Annotated in this window: 20 protein-coding genes; 7 read left to right on the top strand and 13 right to left on the bottom strand. The window is 69.8% G+C overall.

Features of this window, described 5'->3' with window-relative positions:
- Positions 1-22: 22 nt before the first annotated feature.
- Positions 23-955, bottom strand: a complete 933-nt coding sequence (locus tag ACFULQ_RS06150) for a helix-turn-helix domain-containing protein (RefSeq protein ID WP_383538806.1) — start codon at positions 953-955, stop codon at positions 23-25.
- 107 nt (positions 956-1062) lie between these two features.
- Here ACFULQ_RS06150 and ACFULQ_RS06145 point away from each other — a divergent pair, with 107 nt between their 5' ends.
- Positions 1063-1929 carry an SDR family oxidoreductase gene (locus ACFULQ_RS06145; RefSeq protein WP_383538804.1) on the top strand — a complete coding sequence of 289 codons (867 nt, stop codon included), beginning with the start codon at positions 1063-1065 and terminating at the stop codon, positions 1927-1929.
- Between the two features lie 37 nt (positions 1930-1966).
- Positions 1967-2728 carry a nuclear transport factor 2 family protein gene (locus tag ACFULQ_RS06140; RefSeq protein WP_383538801.1) on the top strand — a complete coding sequence of 254 codons (762 nt, stop codon included), beginning with the start codon at positions 1967-1969 and terminating at the stop codon, positions 2726-2728.
- A 19-nt stretch (positions 2729-2747) separates the two neighbouring features.
- On the opposite strand, the gene ACFULQ_RS06135 is transcribed toward ACFULQ_RS06140, so the two are convergent.
- Both ACFULQ_RS06135 and ACFULQ_RS06130 read right to left on the bottom strand, forming a co-directional pair.
- On the bottom strand, positions 2748-3563 hold the full coding sequence (locus ACFULQ_RS06135) for a phosphotransferase (protein WP_383538798.1): 816 nt from the start codon (positions 3561-3563) through the stop codon (positions 2748-2750).
- Entirely contained in the window at positions 3560-4336 is a 777-nt protein-coding gene (locus ACFULQ_RS06130) for an alpha/beta fold hydrolase (protein ID WP_383538796.1), read from the bottom strand. The genes ACFULQ_RS06135 and ACFULQ_RS06130 overlap by 4 nt, the downstream gene beginning before the upstream one ends.
- A gap of 62 nt (positions 4337-4398) precedes the next feature.
- On the opposite strand from ACFULQ_RS06130, the gene ACFULQ_RS06125 reads away from it, so the two are divergent.
- Together ACFULQ_RS06125 and ACFULQ_RS06120 are read left to right on the top strand one after the other, a co-directional pair.
- Positions 4399-4821, top strand: coding sequence for a MarR family winged helix-turn-helix transcriptional regulator (locus tag ACFULQ_RS06125; protein WP_383538794.1), 423 nt, complete (start codon positions 4399-4401; stop codon positions 4819-4821).
- Between the two features lie 127 nt (positions 4822-4948).
- Complete coding sequence (locus tag ACFULQ_RS06120) at positions 4949-5104, top strand: DUF6131 family protein (RefSeq protein WP_234021688.1); 156 nt, start codon at positions 4949-4951, stop codon at positions 5102-5104.
- A 109-nt stretch (positions 5105-5213) separates the two neighbouring features.
- On the opposite strand, the gene ACFULQ_RS06115 is transcribed toward ACFULQ_RS06120, so the two are convergent.
- From ACFULQ_RS06115 to ACFULQ_RS06095, 5 genes are all read right to left on the bottom strand, one after another.
- Positions 5214-7694, bottom strand: coding sequence for a carbohydrate binding domain-containing protein (locus ACFULQ_RS06115; protein ID WP_383538791.1), 2481 nt, complete (start codon positions 7692-7694; stop codon positions 5214-5216).
- Between the two features lie 132 nt (positions 7695-7826).
- Complete coding sequence (locus ACFULQ_RS06110; protein WP_383538789.1) at positions 7827-8705, bottom strand: glycoside hydrolase family 43 protein; 879 nt, start codon at positions 8703-8705, stop codon at positions 7827-7829.
- A 326-nt stretch (positions 8706-9031) separates the two neighbouring features.
- On the bottom strand, positions 9032-9946 hold the full coding sequence (locus ACFULQ_RS06105) for a carbohydrate ABC transporter permease (protein ID WP_383538788.1): 915 nt from the start codon (positions 9944-9946) through the stop codon (positions 9032-9034).
- A gap of 15 nt (positions 9947-9961) precedes the next feature.
- On the bottom strand, positions 9962-10834 hold the full coding sequence (locus ACFULQ_RS06100) for a carbohydrate ABC transporter permease (protein WP_383538786.1): 873 nt from the start codon (positions 10832-10834) through the stop codon (positions 9962-9964).
- Between the two features lie 103 nt (positions 10835-10937).
- A complete protein-coding gene (locus tag ACFULQ_RS06095) occupies positions 10938-12206 on the bottom strand; it encodes an ABC transporter substrate-binding protein (protein ID WP_383538783.1) in 1269 nt (422 codons plus the stop codon).
- A gap of 371 nt (positions 12207-12577) precedes the next feature.
- On the opposite strand from ACFULQ_RS06095, the gene ACFULQ_RS06090 reads away from it, so the two are divergent.
- From ACFULQ_RS06090 to ACFULQ_RS06080, 3 genes are all read left to right on the top strand, one after another.
- On the top strand, positions 12578-13600 hold the full coding sequence (locus tag ACFULQ_RS06090; protein WP_383538780.1) for a LacI family DNA-binding transcriptional regulator: 1023 nt from the start codon (positions 12578-12580) through the stop codon (positions 13598-13600).
- A gap of 144 nt (positions 13601-13744) precedes the next feature.
- The gene (locus ACFULQ_RS06085) at positions 13745-14230 is read left to right on the top strand and encodes a DUF2975 domain-containing protein (protein ID WP_383538777.1); all 486 of its coding nucleotides are present in this window, start codon (positions 13745-13747) and stop codon (positions 14228-14230) included.
- On the top strand, positions 14230-14463 hold the full coding sequence (locus tag ACFULQ_RS06080) for a helix-turn-helix domain-containing protein (protein ID WP_383538775.1): 234 nt from the start codon (positions 14230-14232) through the stop codon (positions 14461-14463). The genes ACFULQ_RS06085 and ACFULQ_RS06080 overlap by 1 nt, the downstream gene beginning before the upstream one ends.
- Positions 14464-14592: 129 nt before the next feature.
- On the opposite strand, the gene ACFULQ_RS06075 is transcribed toward ACFULQ_RS06080, so the two are convergent.
- From ACFULQ_RS06075 to ACFULQ_RS06055, 5 genes are all read right to left on the bottom strand, one after another.
- Complete coding sequence (locus tag ACFULQ_RS06075) at positions 14593-15513, bottom strand: GNAT family N-acetyltransferase (protein WP_383538772.1); 921 nt, start codon at positions 15511-15513, stop codon at positions 14593-14595.
- Positions 15514-15609: 96 nt separating this feature from the next.
- The gene (locus tag ACFULQ_RS06070) at positions 15610-16749 is read right to left on the bottom strand and encodes a hypothetical protein (protein ID WP_383539093.1); all 1140 of its coding nucleotides are present in this window, start codon (positions 16747-16749) and stop codon (positions 15610-15612) included.
- A gap of 146 nt (positions 16750-16895) precedes the next feature.
- Complete coding sequence (locus ACFULQ_RS06065; RefSeq protein ID WP_383538770.1) at positions 16896-18119, bottom strand: glycosyltransferase; 1224 nt, start codon at positions 18117-18119, stop codon at positions 16896-16898.
- 73 nt (positions 18120-18192) lie between these two features.
- Positions 18193-18711, bottom strand: a complete 519-nt coding sequence (locus tag ACFULQ_RS06060; protein WP_383538767.1) for a hypothetical protein — start codon at positions 18709-18711, stop codon at positions 18193-18195.
- Between the two features lie 11 nt (positions 18712-18722).
- Positions 18723-19229, bottom strand: a complete 507-nt coding sequence (locus ACFULQ_RS06055; protein WP_383538765.1) for a SigE family RNA polymerase sigma factor — start codon at positions 19227-19229, stop codon at positions 18723-18725.
- Between the last annotated feature and the right edge of the window lie 193 nt (positions 19230-19422).

Genomic DNA, 19422 nt, shown 5'->3' with positions numbered 1-19422 from the left:
AGGGTGTGCGGGGCCGGGCGGGTCACCGGCGAATGCGCGGTGCGGTTGGCTGCGATTCGTCTCCCGCCCGGCCCCGGATCCCCTTGCGGAAGTCGATGGGGGAACTGCCCGTCCGCTGCGTGAAGTACTTGCTGAACTGCGACGGCGTGCCGAAGCCGAGGTGGTCCGAGATCTGGGCGGCGGTTTCGTCCCCGTGGGCCAGCCGTCGCTTCGCCTCCAGCACGACCCGGCGGTCGATGAACTCCTTCGCACTGATCCCGGCTCCGGCCAGGCTCGCCCTGGCCAGGGTGCGGCTCGAGTAACCGAGCATGTCGGCGTAGTCCTCCACCCGCCGGGTGGTGGTGAAGTGGCGTTCGACCGCGTCACGGAAGCGCAGGTAGGTCTCGTCCGGTTCCGGCGCGGGGCCGGCGGGCGGGGTGGTGAGGTGGGACAGCCGCAGCAGCAGAACCGCGAGAAGGTGGCGCAGGGCCACCACATGCACGTCGAGCGGCAGCTGACCGAGGGCCCAAAACTCCCGGCTCAGGTGCTCCGCAGCCAGCATCACCGCCTCGGCGTCCGCAGCGAGGGGAACGGTGACGGCCGGTGCGTACGGATCGTCGACCCGGGCGGCGGTCGCCGTGGCCGGGTCCAGTACGTCCTGACGGAAGAGGATCAGGGTGCCCTCGGCCTTGGTGAGGTCGCCCCACTGCTGCACCTGCCCCGGGCGCACCCACAGCCAGGAGCCGGGCCGCAGGGTGCAGCCGTCGAAGTCGACGACGTGCCGCAGCTCGCCCGCACTGAGCGTGAGCAGGTGATGGAAGTCGGGGCGCTGGGGCCGGCCCAGGGTGTCCTCACATACGCGGCGCCGCAGCTCCGCCAGCGACATGACCTCGACACCGGCCGGAGTGCCCGCGGGCGCCGCGAACGGCACCGCCGGGATCTCGCGCGAGAAATCGTGTCGCTTTTTGACCATCATCAGTCGGAACTTTATCCGGATTCCGGGCTCCTCCATTCGTAAGTTGGAGGTGCCGCGACGGAAAAGGAACATCTCCCCCGGCGAGATCCGGAAAGAAGAGGCACGTCATGTCCGAGCCATCCATGGAAAACCTCCCCACGATCGCCGTCACCGGTTCCACCGGTCGGCTCGGCGGGCGTGTCGCCCGGCGACTGGCGGCACGGGGTGTCCCGCAGAAACTCCTGGTCCGCAACCCGCAGCGCGCTCCACAGCTTCCCGGCGCGGTGCCGGTGCGAGGCGATTACGCCGACCGTGAGGCCGTACGCGAGGCCCTGACCGGCATCCACACCGTCCTCATGGTCTCCGCCTCCGAGAGCAGCGACCGGCTCGCCCAGCACAAGGCGTTCGTGAACGCCGCCACGGAGGCGGGTGTGCGGCACCTGGTGTACGTCTCCTTCTACGGCGCGGCCCCGGACGCCACCTTCACCCTGGCCCGGGACCACTTCCACACCGAGCAGCACATCCGCGCCGGCGGCCTGGCGCACACCTTCCTCCGGGACAACCTCTACGCCGAGTTCGTCCCCGACCTGGTCGGCGCGGACGGCGTCATCCGGGGCCCGGCCGGGCAGGGACGGGCGGCGTTCGTCAGCCAGGACGACATCGCCGACGCGGCGGCCGCGGTGCTGTCCCGGCCGCAGGACCATGCAGGCGCGACCTACGACCTCACCGGCCCCGAGTCCCTGACGCTGGACGACGCTGCCGCGATCCTGTCCGAGCAGCTCGGGCGCACGGTCACCTACCGACCAGAGACGGTCGAGGAGGCCTACGCCTCCCGTGCCTCCTACGGCGCGCCCCCGTGGCAGGTGGACGCCTGGGTGTCCACCTACACGGCCATCGCGTCCGGCGAACTCGACGGGGTCGCCGACGCCGTCCCCCGCCTCACCGGCCACCCCGCCACGCCCCTCGCCAGGGTCCTGCGCGACGCGGGCCGCTGAAAACCCGTACCTCACCACCTCCAACCGGGAAGAGTTCATGAACCACGTGAAGAACACCGTCCTTCAGGCCGCCACCGAGCTGTTCGGCCACAAGGATGCCTCCGCCGTGGACCGCTGGGTGGCCGCGGACTACCGGCAGCACAGCGCCCTCGCCGCCGACGGACCCGAAGCCCTGCGCGGGCTGGTCGCCGGTCTCGGTGCGGACTTCCGCTACGACGGCGTCCGGGTCATCGCCGACGGCGACCTGGTCGCCCTGCACGGCACCTACCACGGCTTCGGCCCGGACCCGCTCGTCGGGTTCGACATCTTCCGCATCGACGCCGCCGGCAAGCTGGCCGAGCACTGGGACGCCCTGACCCCGCTGGTCAAGGACACCGTCTCGGGCCGCTCCCAGACCGACGGCCCCGCCGAGGTCACCGACACCGGCAGGACCGACGCCAACCGTGCCCTGGTGGCGGAGTTCGCCGAGAAGGTCCTCGTCGGCGCCGACTACTCGGTGCTCACCGACTACATCTCCACCGAGACCTACCACCAGCACAACACCGAGGCGGCCGACGGCCTCGATGGATTCGACGCGGCGGCGGCCAGGTGGGCCGAGCAGGGCAAGAACCTCGTCTACAAGAAGGTCCACAAGGTCATCGCCGAAGGGGAGTTCGTCCTGACGCAGTCCGAGGGCGAGTTCGGTGTACCCGTCGCCTACTACGACCTCTTCCGCGTGGCCGACGGCAGAATCGTCGAGCACTGGGACGTCATCGCCCCGATCCCGGCCGAACTCCCGCACGGCAACGGCCTGTTCTGAGCGGCTTCCCGACGCCCTGTCACTGCGACAGGGCGGCCGTGAGCATCCCGCGCTGCGCCACCAGCCACGCCTGGAGGCGGTCCCAACGCCGCCAACCGCCACGCTCGGACAGCGCCTGGATGAACACCGGGTCGCCGTCGGCCACTCGGTCGGCGACGAAGGTCCGGCAGGTTGCGGTGGCCTGTTCGATGACACCGGGGAGTTCGGCTCGCTGCTGCGGGGCAAGGCCGTAGCCGTCGGCAAGGATCCGCAGACGCGCGGGGACGTCCAGGTCAGCGGGATGCAGCACTGCGGCGGAGGTGGGATCGAGCATGGGAACCCAGTAGCGGGCGGCCATGGCGAGGTCCCACACCGCTCGGCCGGGAGCCGCCAGGTCGAAATCGATCAGGGCTACGGCCTGGCCGTCGCGGAAGACGACGTTCTCCGGGCACACGTCGTTGTGGCACAGCATCGTTCCTCCCTCGGGGTCGGCCATTGCCCGGGGCCACTCCACGCCGGGGTCGACCGCGACGTGCTCGCTGGTGTCGTGCAGGCGTCGCAGCAGGGCTCCGACCGATCGCAAGGCGCTCTCGGTCATCGCCCAGCGGGGAAACGGCGGCAGCGCCACGTCCCCGGGGATGAAGGTCAACTGCTCGCGGCCGTCCGCGGTGAGCCGGATCGGGCGCGGAGCTCCGTCGAATCCGTGCTCCGCGAGTGCGAGGAGATGGCCGTGGAGGGCGGGCGCGGTGGCCGGTGCGGGACGTTCCACCACGGCACCGCGGCGGATCACCGCGCCGGCGTTGGCCATGCCTCCGACCAGGGTTTCGCCCTGTGCCGTCTCGTCCTTTGCCGTCATGTCGTCCGGTCCAGGTGTGCCTCGATCAGGGCGTAGGCGGCGTCCGGTTGTTCGATGTGCGGGAGGTGGCCGGCCTCGGGGATGATCTCCAGTCGGCCGTCGGCGAAGGCTTCGGCGTACGCCGCGCCGTAGGCGGGGGTGACGATGCGGTCGCTCTCGCCCCAGAGCAGGAGGGTGGGCACCTGGATACGGCTGAGTCGGGGCAGCAGCCCGGGGTCGTGCATGTAGGGGTCGCCGGCCAGGGCGCGCATGGTGGCCATGTTGCTTTGCCTGCGGGCGAGTTCTTCGCTCGCGAGGTCGGCCGGGTCCAGGTAGTAACGGTCCGAGTCGTGCCAGGAGTGCTCCGCGATGCCGCGGGCGTCGAGGGCGAAGAAGTCGACGATCGGCTCCGCATCGACCTCGACGCCCACGGCGTCGATCAGGACGAGCCCGGAGATAGTTCCCGCGCTGTCGTGCGCGGCCATTTCGGCGGCGATCCAGCCGCCGAGGGACGAGCCCACGACGAGGACGTCGCGCAGCTCCCGCTCGCGCAGGGTGCGCAGGTAGACGCGAGCGAGGTCGTCGATGCCGGTGAGCCAGGCGGGGCGCGGGGTGCCGTCCCAGCCGGGGTGCACGGGGGTGATCGTGTGTGCGGTGCGGGAGAGGTGCTGGGCGAGACCCGTGACGGTGGCGGGACCTCCGCCACCGTGGAGGACGAGGACGGGTCTGCCGACCCCGGTCTCGGACATGGTGAGGGACAGATCGGCGTACGTGGTGGATGCGTCTGTAGGCATGTCCGCCACTCTAACTAAACATCTTTATATAAGCTAGCTTGGTCATGGCGTAGACTTGGCGCATGCACGGTGAGCTGCAAGAACTTGGCAGGGCGGTCAAGCAGGCCCAGTACCGACAGCACCGGGCGCTGGACAGCGCCCTCTCCGCGGTCGGTACGACCCTCGCCCAGTGGGATGCCCTGCGCGCGATCAGTCGTTCCCCTGGAGCATCCGCCCGCGAACTGGCCGCGGCCACGTTCCAGACGGAGCAGGCCTTCGGGACGCTTGCCGGCCGGCTCACGGCCCAGGGGCTCGTGGAGCGCCGGCCGGGACACGGCCGCCGCATCGAGCACCACCTCACGGCCGACGGCGAGCATGTCCTGGCGGCCGGCCACAAGGTCGCCGACGAGGTGCTGGCCGACTGCTTCTCCGCCTTGCCCGTCGCCGAACGGGCGACCTTGCTGGATCTGCTGCAACGACTCACGACACCACTGGACTCTCGCTGACATTTCCCCTCCCGTCCCCGAAGCACCGCAGACCGGACTGGCGTGCGGACCGGAAATTGCGGGGGCCTCCATCGCGGATTCGCGGGTATTCGAACACCAAGAGCAGTACCCGCTACAGGAGGTCGTGATGATCGCCCTTGGTGTAATCCTTCTGATAGTCGGTTTCCTTACCGGCGTCTCGATCCTGTGGACCATCGGGATCATTCTTCTCGTGATCGGCGCCGCATTGTGGATCATGGGATCTGCAGGTCACGCCGTTGCCGGCCGACGACACTATTGGTGACGTCGCCGTTGCGCACGACACCGCGACGCGCCGATCGCCCGACGGCGGGCCAGGATGTCCCGGCCCGCCGTCGTCACGCGGTGTTCCTCCCTTGCGGTTCGGTGATCGATCAGGGGAGCCGGATCAGCGAGTAGTCGTCGCAGTAGCCCGCGGCCGAGCCTGTGTTCTTGTAGCAGTACACGCCGGCGGAGGTCGTCGTGGCGCCCGTCGTGAAGAAGATCGGCTGCTGGGCGTAGGACGAAGCCGAGGTGCGGAGATATGTCTCCGTACCGCCGAAGCTCTTCACGCCGACCGCGACCTCCTCACCGGCCGTGGCCACCTTGGCCCACGCCGCGAGCAGGTACGTGTTGCCGGACGTCAGACCGCTCACCGTCTGGATGGCCCCGCTCGCACTGGCCGCCGTCTGGAGGGCGTAGGTGCCGGTGCGGGCGTTGGACGCGGTCACACTGGACGCCGTACTGGTGCTCTGCGCCCAGGGAGTCAGCGCGCCGGTCTCGAAACCGGGGTTGGTGACCGCGTTGGTCGCCGAGGTCAGCGGCTCCACCGCGAGGTCGTCGCAGTAACCCGCCCCGCTGCCACCGGAGTTCTTCCAGCAGTAGATGGTCGCCGAGGTGCTCGACGAGCCGGTGGTGAACAGAACCGCCGCCTGGGTGTACGACGTCGTGGCGATGTTGGTGTAGGTCTCCGTGCCGCCGTAGTCCTTCACGCCGATCGCCAGGGTCTCCCCCGCGGTGGCCACCTTGGCCCAACCCGTCAGCAGATAGGTGGTGTTGGGGCTCAGGCCGGTCAGCGCCTGGTTGGCGCCGCTGCCGCTCGCCGCGGTGGTCAGCGCGTAGGTGCCGGTGCGGGCGCCGGACGAGGTGACCGACGAGGTCGTACCGCTGGCCTGGGTCCAGGGGCTCAACGCACCCGTCTCGAAGCCCGCGTTGGAGAGCAGGTTGCCGCCGGTGCCGTTGTAGGCGCCGATGTTGGGGGCGGCCGTGGCGGAGACCGTGTTGCCGAAGGCGTCCTTGCCGCCGTTGGCGGAGACGACCGCACCGGCCCGGGTCACCGGCGAGGACGGGTGCACCTGGTAGGCGTTCGTGCCGGTGTAGGACGAGGAGCCGTTCGTGTTGCCGGGGTTGCGGAACTGCGGGTCGGCGGTGACCTTCGCCGAGTCCGTGGGCTCCGACGACGGGTGGTTGCCGTAGAAGAGGTTGTTGGAGTAGACGGACGAACCGGTGGTGGAGAAGTAGCCGCCGGTGCCGTAGTTGAAGACCGCGTTGTTCTTGAAGGAGAGCGCGCCGGAGATGCTGGAGCCCGCCCGTGAGTACAGGATCGGGGTGTTCAGGCCGCTCTTGTTGACGTAGATGCTGTTGTTGTAGATGAGCGGGACCGCGACCGAACTGCCGCTCTGGTTGGGGACGCCGCCGACGAAGTGGAAGACGCCGGTGCCGTGGGTCGCGGTGCCCGAGGTGGGGCAGCCCGCGTTGGAGCCGTCGTTCTCGCTGATGTTGTAGCGGATCACCGTGCCGTCGCTGGGAACGGTCGAGGTCGGCTCGTTGGAGACGCTGATCGGCGGCATGACCAGCATGAAGCCGCCGAGGTTCTGGTGGCTGTAGTTGTACTGGAACGTGGTGTTGTGGTTGCCCCAGTCCACGTCGTAGCCGGTGCCGTCGGCGCCGTTGACGTGGCAGTAGACCTCGTTGTTCTGGACCACGGTGTTGGAGCTGCCGGACATCCAGATGCCGGCCGAGGCGCCGTTGCAGTACTGGCCCGAGGGCGGGCAGGTGTTCTTCGCGCCGCCGTAGCCCGCCTTGTTGCCGTCGATGAGGGCGCCGTCGTTCTTCACGACGAGGATGTCGTCCGCGCCGTCGTAGGTCATCGTGTTGCCGCGGATGACGGTGCCGGTGGTCAGGCCGGTGCCCTGGCCGTCGCCGTCCGGGGTGACGGCGACGGCGATGCGGTCGACGTGGTCGAAGGTGTTGTTCTCGACCACCACGTCGTCCCAGGTGGAGACGGCCGTGGTGTGGTCGGTCTGGACGCCCACGCCGGCGTTGGTCGCGTACCAGCCGCCCGGCCAGCCGCTGATGTTGTGGATGTACATGTCGTGCACCCGGATGTGGTGCAGGATCCCGCCCGAGCTGTTCTCGGCCAGCACACCGGAGCGATAGGCGGGCGAGGTGGCCGAGTTGACCAGTTCCAGGCCGCCTATCTCCCAGTACTGCTGGTTGAGCAGGTGGATGACGGGGCCGGTGGCGCCGTTCGCGTTGATGACGGGCTTGGCGCCGCTGCCGTAGGAGCCGACCGTGATCGGGCTGCCCGAGGCGCCGGAGCCACCGGGCGTGAGTTGCCCGGTGCAGGTGGTGCCGGCGGCGAACAGGATGCTGTCGCCCGCGCCGAACGTGGTGGCGTTGACGGTGCTGACGGTGTTCCAGGGGCTGGCCTGGGTGCCGCTGCCGTCGGTGGCGGCCGAGCAGTTCACGTAGTAGGTGGTGCCGGCCGCCAGTGCGGCGTGGGCGGGGACCAGGAGTGCTCCCGCCAGCACGGCGAGGAGGGCCAGAACGCGGGATGCCCGGCGGGCCGGACGCGCCGTTCTGCGACGCTTCATTGCGACGCTCCTTACTGGGTGATCGAGTCCTCCGTGCCGCGGATCGGGACACGGGGCTTCCTGCGCCGGGCGCGTGCGGCTCAAGCGGCGGAGCGCCCGGGATCCATGGCCGCCGCGCGGCGGCGCCGGAGGCTAGTGCGCGGCGAGCGCCTCCAGGGCGGATGTCTCCAGGACGGAGGCCGACGTCTCCAGGACCGAGGCGTGTCGCATGCCGTCCGGCAGAGCCAGGGAGAGCGGCTCCCAGGTCATGCCGTCCGGGCTGCGGGTCGCCCCGTATCTTCCCTCGAGGAAGTGGTCGAAGATCATGATCCAGTCGCCGTTCCGGCGGAACAGTGACGGTCCCTCGGCCAGCGAGGGGGTCACCGGTCCGTTCGGTGTCGTGTACGGGCCGCCGGGGGCCCCGAACGTCGTGAGGTGGATGTCCTTGTGCGCGGTGGCGATGTCGTTGACCCCGCGCTCGTCCTTGAAGGCCATGAGGAAACCGCCGCCGTCCAGCTCGCGGACCGTGGCGTCGATGACCGAGTGGCCGGGGTCGAAGAAGACGCCGGGCGCGGAGAACGTACGGAAGTCCTCGGTGGTGCAGTGCCAGATGCGGTGGTCCTGGGTGAGGTGTTCGAAGTCCCGCCCCTCGGCGGTGCCGCCCGGCTCGACCACGGACGACCAGATGAGGTGGTACAGCCCGCTCGCGCGGTCCAGGAAGAACTCCGGGGCCCAGGCGTTGAGAGCACCCTGCACCCGGGCCATCACGGGCACCAGTCGCTGTTCGGACCACGTGAGCAGGTCGGCCGAGGTGGCGTGGACGACGTACGGGCTGGTCCAGCCGTCGGTGGCGAGCAGGTGGAACAGACCGTCGGGGCCGACGCCGATGAAGGGGTCCCGCAGCCGGCCGGTGCCGACCGTGCCCCGTAGGACCGGCCGACCGCCGTTCACCGTGGCGAACTCCTCGCCGTCGTGACTGTAGGCCAGGTGGAGCGCCTCGTCGGCGTCGGTGAAGTAGGAGACCACGTACATCGGTGGGGGGTCCTTCCGGAGGGCGGGACGGAGGGCGGAACGGGAGGGCTGACGGCGGGGCGTGGCCGGGTGGACGGCAGCAGGGCAGGGGCAGCAGAGCAGGGGCGGGGCGGCGGTGGCAGCAGGGCAGGGCGCCATGGCCGTACGGCTGGATGAAGGGCGAAGGCGCGGGGAGCGGCGGCGCTCAGGACCACGCCGCCAGGGCCCACGACGTTGTGGGAGGCCCCTCGCGGTACGACGGCGTCAACCGACCGCCTCGCCGGATGGAGCGGTGCGCGGAGCTGACGCGTGGGTTACGGCCGCGACCGTCGACCGGTGGGCCCGGATCAGGACTTGACCGCGCCGGCGGACAGGCCGGCGACCACATGACGCTGGAGGAAGACGAAGATCAGGAAGAGCGGCAGGACGCCGAGCAGCGCGGCCGGGAAGAGGGTCGTCGGCTGCACGGTGTGCGGGTCGATGAACGAGTAGGCGTTCACCATGACCGTGCGCTTGTCCGGGTCCTGGAGGAACACCAGCGGGACGATCAGGTCGTTCCACACCTGGAGCGAGACGAAGGTCAGCAGGGTGCTGGTGATGGGGCGCAGCAGCGGCAGGATGATGGTGAAGAAGGTGCGCAGCGCCCCGCAGCCGTCCAGGGCGGCGGCCTCCTCCAGGTCCGTGGGGATGGAGCGGATGAAGCTGGTGTAGAAGAAGACCGCGACCGGCAGGAACATCGCCGTGTAGACCACGACGACGCCGGCGTAGTTGTCCAGCAGGTTCAGGTCCCGCATCAGCAGGTACAACGGTGCCACGACGACGAAGACCGGTACCGAGGTGCCCACGATGAACAGCCGGTAGACCCAGGTGGACCAGCCCTGCGAGATACGGGCCAGCGGGTAGCTCGCGAGGGATCCGAGCACGGTGATGCTCAGACACGACAGGCCGGTGATGAGCAGGGTGTTCAGGGCGCTGCGGCCGTAGTGGATCTGCGAGAAGGCGTCCGAGAAGTTCTTCAGGGTGAAGGTGTGCGGGATGCCGAGCGGGGACCGTGCGACGTCGGCCGCGGTGCGCAGGGAGGTGAGCACGGTGAACACGAACGGCAGGACGAACACCAGCACGCCGAGGCACAGGAGCACGGTGCCGAGGCTCTTCAAGGCTCGGCGCATGGTGTTCCCGGAGGGGGTGGAGGAGGGGGCGGAGGACGGCCGGGCCGTGGTGGGCGGGGTTGCGGTCTCGGGGGAAAGGGTGTGCGAGGTCATGGTCGTGTCCGTCCGTCAGATTCGGCGCTCGCGCAGGCGCAGCAGAGAGGAGGTGGCGCTGGACAGGACGACCACGGTCACCAGGAGCAGTACGGAGATGGCGATGCCGAGTGCGAACTTCCCGCCGCCGAAGACGTTCCGGTAGACGAGGGTGGTCAGGGTCTCGGTGGAGCCGGCCGGGCCGCCGTTGGTGAGCACCAGCGGGAACTCGAAGACCTTCAGGGAGCCGATGAGGCTGAGGGTCACGTTGACGGTGAGCGCGGGCGCCAGCATGGGCCACTCGATGGAGCGGAAGCGGCGCCAGCCGTTCGCACCGTCGACCGCGGCGGCGTCGAGGAGTTCGGTGGGCAGGCTCAGGTAGCCGGCCAGGAAGATGGCGCAGGAGTAGCCCGCGAACATCCAGATGTTGACGGCGGCCACCGCGTAGAGAGCGGTGGAGGTGTCGCCGAGCCAGACGTGCTCCAGCGAGTCGAGGCCGAGCAGCCCGAGGAGGGCGTTGATACCGCCGTCGGGCGCGAACAGGTACGACCAGATGAACGCGGCCATCACCGGGGAGACGAGGGTCGGCGTCAGCAGGGTGACGCTGAGCGCCTTGCGGACCTTCGGCCGGCGGAAGAGCATGCTCGCGAAGAGCAGGCCGAGGCCGTTCTGGGCGATCACGACGACGGCCGCGTACAGGATGGTGTGCCACAGAGCGGCGGTGACGTCCGGGTCGTCGGCCATCGCCCGGTACTGCTCGGTGCCGACGAAGTGGGCGATCGGTCCGCCGAGGCTGTCGGTCATGCTCAGGTAGATCCCGCGGCCCAGCGGATAGAGCATGAAGACGGCGTACACGGTGATCGCCGGAAGCAGGAAGGCGGCCATGGTGGCGCGCCGGCGGTGGATCACGGGAGTCCTCCTCTGGCCCGAACGGCCGTGGCGGGGGCGGGGGTCGGAGGGGGTCGGTCAGGAGCCGCCGGCCCCGCCCCACCACGGCTGATCCGGTGGTGACTTACTTCGCGGACGCCGCGGTCTGGATGTCCTTGAGGGTCTGCGCGGTGGACTCCTTGCCCAGCAGATAGGCCTGGATCTTCGAGCCGATCTCGGTCTCGGCGGTGGCCCCGTACCAGGAGTCGGACGGCAGGATCCGGTAACGGCCGTCCTTGAAGGCGGTGGTGAACACCGTGGTCTCGGTGCTCTCGGGCGTGGTCCCGCCGGTGAACGGCGATTCGGCGTGCTCGGCGTCGAGGTACTTGGCGAGGTTCTCGCTCTGGGACCAGAACTTCACGTACTCGCGTGCCGCGTCACCCTGCTGGGACTGGGAGTTGACGGCCCACATGGTGCCGGCGAAGAGCATGCCGTTCGGCTTGGTGCCCGCGGCGCCGCCCGGCCAGGGTGCGAACCGGACGGGGAATCCGGCCTTCTTGACGTTGGAGACCTGCCAGGCCCCCTGGTACCAGAAGGCGCTCTTTCCTGCGCTGAAGTCCTGCGGGCCCTGCGACCACTCGTCGACGCCGAGTTCCTTCTTCCAGTTGACGTACCCCTTGTCCTCCAGGGTCTTCAGCTGGTCGAGCGGTCCCTGCCAGTCCGGGGCGAAGGAGACCTTGCCACCCAGGAAGTCGGCGTCCCACTGCTTGTTCTTCTGGTAGACGAGGGTCGAGCCGCTCGCCTGGAAGACCGAGCTTCCGGTCCAAGCCGACTTGTCGGGCAGGGAGATGGGGTTGATGCCTGCCTTCTTGAGCTTGGCGAGGTCGGCGAGGAAGGTCGGCCAGTCGGCGGGGACCTCGGCGATGCCCGCCTTCTTGAGGAGGTCCATGTTGGCGTACATGCCGATGCCGATCAGCTCCATCGGCATGGCGAGCGTCTTGCCGTCGGACTGGGCGAAGGGCTTGGCGTCGGGGGCTATGTCGCCTGCCCAGGACTCCTTGGAGAGGTCGGCGAGGTAGCCGGAGGCGCCCCACTTCTTCATCTTGTCCGTGTCGACCATGATCACGTCGCCGGCCTTGTCACCGAGGAGTTCCGGCTGGAGCTTCTGGACGTACGTGTCGTTCGCGGTGATGTACTCGAAGTCGATCTTGATCTTCGGGTGGGCCTTCTCGAAGGCCTTGTTGATCTCAGCGACGTTGGCCGGCTCCGCGCCGCCGCCCTTCCACGCCTGGACGTGCAGGGTCACCGTGCCGTCACTGGAGGCACCGCTCGATCCGCCGCCGCACGCGGCCAGCGACATCGCCATCGCGGCGACCGTGGTGGCGATCGCGACACGTCTCCCGGAATGCTTCATTGCACACCTCTCCCATCGTCGGTGCGGACCGACTCGTCATGTCTTGAGGGATGGATTCGGTCGGGCTGGATCCGGGTGGGTACAGCGCCGATACGACGAAAAAGGGGTCGGTGGACCCGAGTTGCGGCGAACGTTCAGCGCCACTGGCCGGGAACTGTAACGCAAAACTTAGGCGACATCTATATGTAACTTTCCGTGCCCACTGGGCACGGCTCGTGATGCCACCCTGCCCTTTTCACAGGGCTTCCAGTGGGGCGACACCTGCCTTATCGTTACAGTTTCGTGGAAGTTTCCAGTGGCTCGTGATTGAGTGAGCCGACGCGGCCAGGGGTCTGGCGCGCTCACGTGCTCGACGGACAGAAGGAGTGGGAGTGACAGGGCGGGTGACCATCGCGCAGGTGGCCGAGGAAGCCGGCGTCTCCGCGATGACCGTGTCCAACGTCATGAACGGCAAGCCGGGGGCCTCGGAGGAGACCCGCCGCCGCGTCATGGAGGTCGCGGGCCGTCTCGGCTACCGGCCCAATGTCTCCGCCCGCAACCTGAAGGGCGGCCGCAGCGGACTCATCGGCCTCATCGCCCTCGACCTCACGAGCCAGTACGGCCTGGAGATCCTGCGCGGGGTCGCCGACGAACTCGCCGACGCCGAGCAGGAGTTGCTGGTCAACGCCTCCTACCACGACGCGGTACGGGAGAAGGACCGGGTCGAGTTCCTGGGGCGCGGACTGGTCGACGGCATCCTGATGATCGCGCCGGTCCTGGAGGACGAGACGGTCAGGCTGCTGCGCCGCCAGAACCTGCCGTGCGTCATCATCGACCCCCGGCGCCTGGACGTACCGCTCCCCCGCCTGAGCGTCGACAACTACCACGGCATGCGTCAGGGCACCCAGCACCTGATCGACCTGGGCCACTCCCGGATCGCCTACCTCCGCGGCGAGGAGGACCTCGAGAGCACGTCCGTCCGCTTCCAGGGCTTCGAGGACGCGATGCGCCTGGCCGGGCTGAAGGTGAACGAGCACATGGTCGCGTCGTGCGACTTCTCGTACGCCAGTGGATTCCGTACGGCGACGCAGCTGATCTCCGAGTACCGACCCACGGCGATCGTGGCGGGCGCGGACCTGATGGCACTGGGCGCCATCGACGCGGCGCGGGCGAGCGGACTGGACGTGCCGACGGAGTTCTCGGTCGTCGGGTTCGACGACCTCCCGCAGGCGGCGCAGAGTTTCCCCGGTCTGACGACCGTGCGCCAACCGCTGCACGACATGGGGCAGAAGGCGGCGCGGGCGCTGCTGTCACTCATCGAGGGGCAGAAGCTGCTCATGGAGCACATGGAGGTGGGGACGCATCTGGTGGTCCGCAACTCGACGGCTCCGCCGCGGCAGAGCGCGGCCGGGTGAGCCGGTCATCGCTCGAGGACTGTGGCCGAGCGCCTCCGGCACGTCTGCGCCGAGAGTGCGCCCCCGCGCCGAGGGCACCGACCCCCTTGCTTCACCTATCGATTTTCGATAGATTTCCATCGCAATTCGATGGAAGGTTGAGGCATGGGAAAACTGACCGTGCGTGCGCTTCGCGCCGTGCTCGTCGTGGTGCTCATCGGCACCGCTCTGATCCAGGTGTTGATGGTGTGGACCCTGGCCACCGACCCGGAGGACGGGTCCCTGCCGCTGACACCGCTGCGCCTGATCACCATCCTGGGCATGGTCTCGGTCCAGGTCACCGGAGTCTGCGTATGGCGCCTGGTGACGATGGTGCGCCGCGGGACCGTGTTCTCCCCCGCCGCCTTCCGGTACGTGGACGGCATCATCGGTGCGATCACCGCGGCCTCCCTCCTGTGGTTCGCGGTCACCGCCGTCAACGCGCCGGGCCAGCGGGAGGACCCGGGTGTCAGCGTCATCATGGCCGGGATCGGCCTCGCCATCCTGGGGGTCGCGCTCATCGTGCTCGTGCTGCGGACCCTGCTGGCGCAGGCCGTGGCGCGAGAGGTCGAAGCGGCTCAGATGCAGGCCGAGTTGGACGAGGTGATCTGATGCCGATCACCGTCGACATCGATGTGATGCTGGCCAAGCGGAAGATGTCCGTGGGTGAGCTCGCGGAGCGGGTCGGGATCACGCCCGCCAACCTCGCGGTCCTCAAGAACGGTCGCGCCAAGGCGGTGCGGTTCACGACACTCGCCGCGCTCTGCGAGGTGCTGGAGTGTCAGCCGGGGGATCTGCTGCGGTGGGAGGCGGAGGTCGGTGGGGGCTCGTCGGTGGGAGCGTGACGGTCGGCGCGGGGACAGGAGCGCGAGCGGGGACAGCGGCGCGAGCGAGGGCAGGGGCGCGCGCCTCGGCGCGCGTGATCGACCCACGACGGGCTTCCGGAGCCGGCCGTCACGACCTGCCGACTTCGGTCACCCTGTCGTGAGCGCCTTGCTGTAGACCGTGGACGTACGTCGGACGGTCATGCCCATGCGCTCGTACAGCGACAGCGCCCCGGTGTCCGAGTGCGTCCACAGCGTGCAGCCTCGCTTCCCCTGCCGGTAGAAGGCGCGGAAGGACTCCTGCAGGAGCACACGCGCTATCCCTCGGTTGCGCAGGTCTCGCCGGACCGCGACCCGCTCCACGTACCCTTCGTCGTCGCCCGGGACGTCCAGGGACAGCACCGCGCCGACCATCTGCTCGCCCGCGAGGGCGACCGTCGACGCCGCGGGGGCGAAGGTCGTCCGCTCGACGGTGTGCCGGGCCCACTCCGCGTAGCTCTTGCGCCGCTGCTGCCACTCGTCGAACGCGTCCTCGGTGAGCCGGTACGCGCTCTGTTCGTCACCGGCTCGGAAGGCTCGGACCGTGATGCCCGCCGGGGGCTCGGGCACATGCGGTTCGCCGGGCGTCGCGATCTCCAGGAGCCACTCCGTGACGAGCCGTGAATATCCACGGGATCTCAGGAGAGCGGTCGCCGCCCGGTCGTGGTCGGTGACCGTCTGGGCAAGGCGATCACCGCCCAGTCGCCGGGCCCGCTCCTCCGTCCAGGCCAGCAGGAGGCCACCGAGACCTCGCTCCGTGTGACCCGGATGCACGTGGACCGTTGCCCGCCGGCCCTTGACCCAGCCCCAGCCGGCCAGTTCCCCACCCGAGTCGTGCACGAGCACCGCATCGGACGCCTCCGGGGCAGGCGCGACGAGGTCAGCTGCGACGTGGTCGGCGCCGGTGGTGGCACGACCATGAAGCCCGACCTCGCACGCGGTCACCAGTCGCTGAACTGCCGGGACATCGGCGGTGGTTGCCGGTCGGCTGAAATAGCCCACCGGCAACAGCTGCAAGGGGGTACCGGACATGGGTGAACCCTGCGTCATCCGGGCTGCGCTGTCGACCTGGTTTCCCACCCGACGAGTCGCCCCGCCCGGCCGGGAGGCAGGCCGCCCCGGGCCTGGTCACGGCACTCCCAGCTCGAACAGGGCGTAGCCCGCGTACGACCCGGAGGCCAGGGCCGCCATGCCGAGCAGCATGAACTGGTACCCCGGGCCGAGGCGGCGCAGGGCGAGGGCCGGTGGGATGAACAAGGGGAAGAGCGGCAGCAGATAGCGCGAGACGTTGCCGAAGATCTGTTGGCTGCCCAGGACGAGGACGAGGGTGAGGACGGTGTGGAGCGTCAGGACGGCCGGGGGACGGATCCTGAACAGGAGCGGGAGCAGGCAGAGCGCCAGCAGGACGACGCCGACGCCGATCATGTCCGCGAAGGGCCACGGGGAGAGGTAGTCGGAGCGGCCCACCGGGACCGAGGTGAGGACGTCCAGGGTCTGCCGGCCGAAGTCCCATTCGTGTGCCCAGGCCCCTGACTGGAGCCGGAAGTAGCCGGCGTAGTCCCCCATCCGGTGGCCGACCCAGCCGAGGTGGGCGAGCAGGCCCAGCGGCGCGAGGACCATCGCCGCGAGCGGCCGCCGGATGCCGTCCTCGCGGCGGTGGAGCGCGAGCAGCGCGGCGACGGCGACCGCGGCGATCAGCGCCGCGGCGGTGGGCCGGTTGAGCCCGGCGGCACAGGTCAGCAGACCGGCGGTGAGCCATCGGCGGCTCATGACGGCGTGGCAGGCCCACACGGCCAGGGCGACGTAGAGGGAGTCGGAGTAGACCGCCCACTCCACGCCGGAACCGGGCCAGACGGCCCAGAGACCGGCCGCGGCCAGCCCGGTCCGCCGGCCACCGAACCGCGCGGTCACGGCGTGGATCCCGAGCGCGGCCGCGAAGGAAGCCACAACGGAGACCAGCAGGCCCGCGCCGTACGGACCGAGGCCTGTCAGCTCCGAGACCAACCGCATCAGGGCCGGGTAGAGCGGGAAGAACGCCGCCGAGTTCCCTTCGAGGGTGATCAGGCCCGTGGCACCAGGAAGGGGCACGAGTGCGGGGTGATACCCGTGCTCGGCGATCTGCTGGTACCACCAGCCGTCCCAGCTGGCCAGGACGTCCCAGGCGTGGGCGCCTCCGCCGTAGCGCGGGTTCTTCCTGCGGTAGTCGCCGGTGGAGTGCAACAGGTACATGAAGGCACCGAAGCCGATCAGCTTCAGCGTGCCGTACATGAGCAGAACAGGACCGTGGTCCGCGGCCGTGCGCCGCAGTCGGCGCCAACGGCCGCAGGTGTGGGGCTGTTCGGGGACAAGTGGCTGCGAGAGTCTCGCGTTCCAGGTCCACGTGCGGGGGGCGGTCGTAGGGGTGATGGTCCTGTTCATGCGCGGAAGACCCACATCCGGAACAGCAGGAAGCGCAGCAGTGTCGCGGCCAGGTTGGCGGCGAGGAGGACGAGGACTTCGGTGTGGTGTGCGGCCCTGGGCACCTCGTGGTGCAGAGCGGCAAGGGATCCGGAGGTGAGGGCCAGGGCGATCAGGAAGACCACCAGCCCCCTGCCCTGGTGGCGCAGGGTGTGGCCGCGACCGCTCAGCCCGAAGGTGAGGCGCCTGTTGGCGGCCGTGTTGGCGACGGCGCAGACCAGCAGCGCCAGCGCGTTCGCGGTCTGCGGTCCGGTCAGTGGACGCAGTGCCGCGTACAGCAGCACATTCGCGAGGGTGCTGACGGCTCCTACGGCGCTGAAGCGTACGAGTTGGCGCAGCGGCCCGTCGCTCACCTCGGCAGCGCCGCGCCCCAGTACGGCGGCCGGCCGGAACGCACCCCGACCGAGCGCTGCGCCGATCCTGACGATGCCGCGCAGATCGGCCAGCGCGGTGGCCAGGAGGTCGACCCGGCTGTCCGGGTCGTCCACCCAGTCGACCGGCACCTCGTGGATGCGCAGCCCCGCCCGCTCGGCGATGACCAGCAGTTCGGTGTCGAAGAACCACCCGGAGTCCTGGACCAGGGGCAGCAGCCGTTCGGCCACGTCACGGCGCACGGCCTTGAATCCGCACTGCGCGTCGGAAAAGCCCACGGCCAGGGTGGAGCGCAGCAGGGCGTTGTAGCAGCGGGAGGTGATCTCCCTCTTCGGGCCGCGCACCACCCGGGAGCCCGGAGCCAGGCGGGTCCCGATGGCGATGTCGGAGTGCCCGGAGATCAGCGGGGCCACCAGCGGCAGCAGCGCGGTCAGATCGGTGGAGAGATCCACGTCCATGTACGCGAGGACGGGGGCCGACGAGAGCGACCACGCGTGGCTGAGCGCCCGGCCGCGGCCCTTCTCGGTCAGCCGCAGCCATGCGACCTCGGGGAACTCTTCCGCCAGCCGGGCTGCCGCCTGCGGGGTCCGGTCGGTGCTGGCGTTGTCGGCGACGGTGATCCGGAACGGGTAGGGGAAGGTCTCGCGCAGATGCGTGTGGAGCCGCCGCACGCTCGGTTCCAGGTCCACCTCTTCGTTGAAGACCGGGACGACCACGTCCAGGACCGGCTCCGGGTGGTGTGTCGGCACCGGTGTGCGGTGCGGAAGACGACTGTGCTCCCGCACGGGAAGTGGCCCGGCTTTTTTCATTGTTGATCCTCTTTTGTGCACTTTGTCAGGGCATGCTGAAGACACTCGGGGCGAACGGGGGCGTGTTAGAGGGTTACGGCGTGACGAGCGAGGTCGAGATCGACGGTGACTCGCTGTTCCAGGTCGCCGTGCCCGTGGGCGGCGGCGACGTCGAGCGTGAGGCGGGCGGCGGCGAGGTCGAGGAGGAGGTCGCGCCGGCTGTGCTCCCCGTCGTGACCGGCGCGGTGGCCGGAGCCGAGGTCACGCCGTTGAGGTCCCCGCGGCCGGGAGAGCTGGTCGTGGCCGAGGAGGACGGGAGGCTAGGAGAGCTGTCGGGCGTCCCGGGCGGCGCGGACGTCCACGGTGTCGTGGTGAGGGTGGGGAGCGGGGCGTGGTCCGCCGGTTCCACCTGGGTGGGTCCCTCGGGCAGCAGGAACAGCCCGAGGCACAGGCCGGCGACGGCCAGCACCGAGCCGGCGGCCCTGCGGGCGGCCCGGACGCGGCGGCGGTGCCGCACCCCGGCTCGCAGACGCTCCCAGTGCTTGGGCTCGAAGGGCGCCGGCTCGTCCGCGCCCAGCATCATCCGGGCCAGTTCCCGCTCGAAGTGATCCATGGGGCCCTCCTTCACTGGACCGGCTCGATGACGTCGGCCAGGAGTCGGCGCAACCGCGCCACCCCCCGGGAGGCATGGGACCGGGCCGTCCCGACCGGGCAGCCGAGCACCTCCGCCACCTGCCCCTCCGGGAGGTCCTGGTAGTAGCGCAGCACCACCGCCACCCGCTGTTTCGGGGGTAGTTGGTTCAGCGCGGCCTCCAGCCGGGACCGCTCCGCCACGTCCGCGGAGACGTCCCCGGCCATCGCTGTCTCGGGCAGCTGCTCGACGGGGCGTTCCCCCCACCAGCGCCGCCGGCCCGAGCGTGCCGCCGCACGCACCATGATCTTGCGGACGTAGGGCTCCGGCGCCTCGTCGGCGACCTTGGGCCACACGAACCACAGCTTGACCAGGGACTCCTGCACGAGGTCCTCGGCCCGGTGGCGGTCGCCGCCGACGAGGAGCCGGGCGAGGTGGATCAACGCCGACCAGCGAGCCGCGACGAACGCGTCGAACTCACCGGCCCGAGCCTGCTCCATCCGCACTTCCCCGCTTTCCCTGGTTGCCTACACCTTGGGAAACGCACTGGCCCGCGGCGCACGCTGCACTCGCGGTCCGTGATCTGGATCACGCCGGTTCCGGGACCGAGCAGGACCGGCAACTCAGCGCTGTGCGACAGGCGTTCGAAGGGGCCCTGCCGCGGTGCGGCAGGGCCCCTCTGACATGTCCGGG

It is taken from the genome of Streptomyces sp. NPDC057253, from assembly GCF_042669125.1.
Lineage (GTDB): Bacteria > Actinomycetota > Actinomycetes > Streptomycetales > Streptomycetaceae > Streptomyces.
Note: the sequence above shows the minus strand (reverse complement) of the source record. Positions and strands in the feature narration are given on the sequence as shown.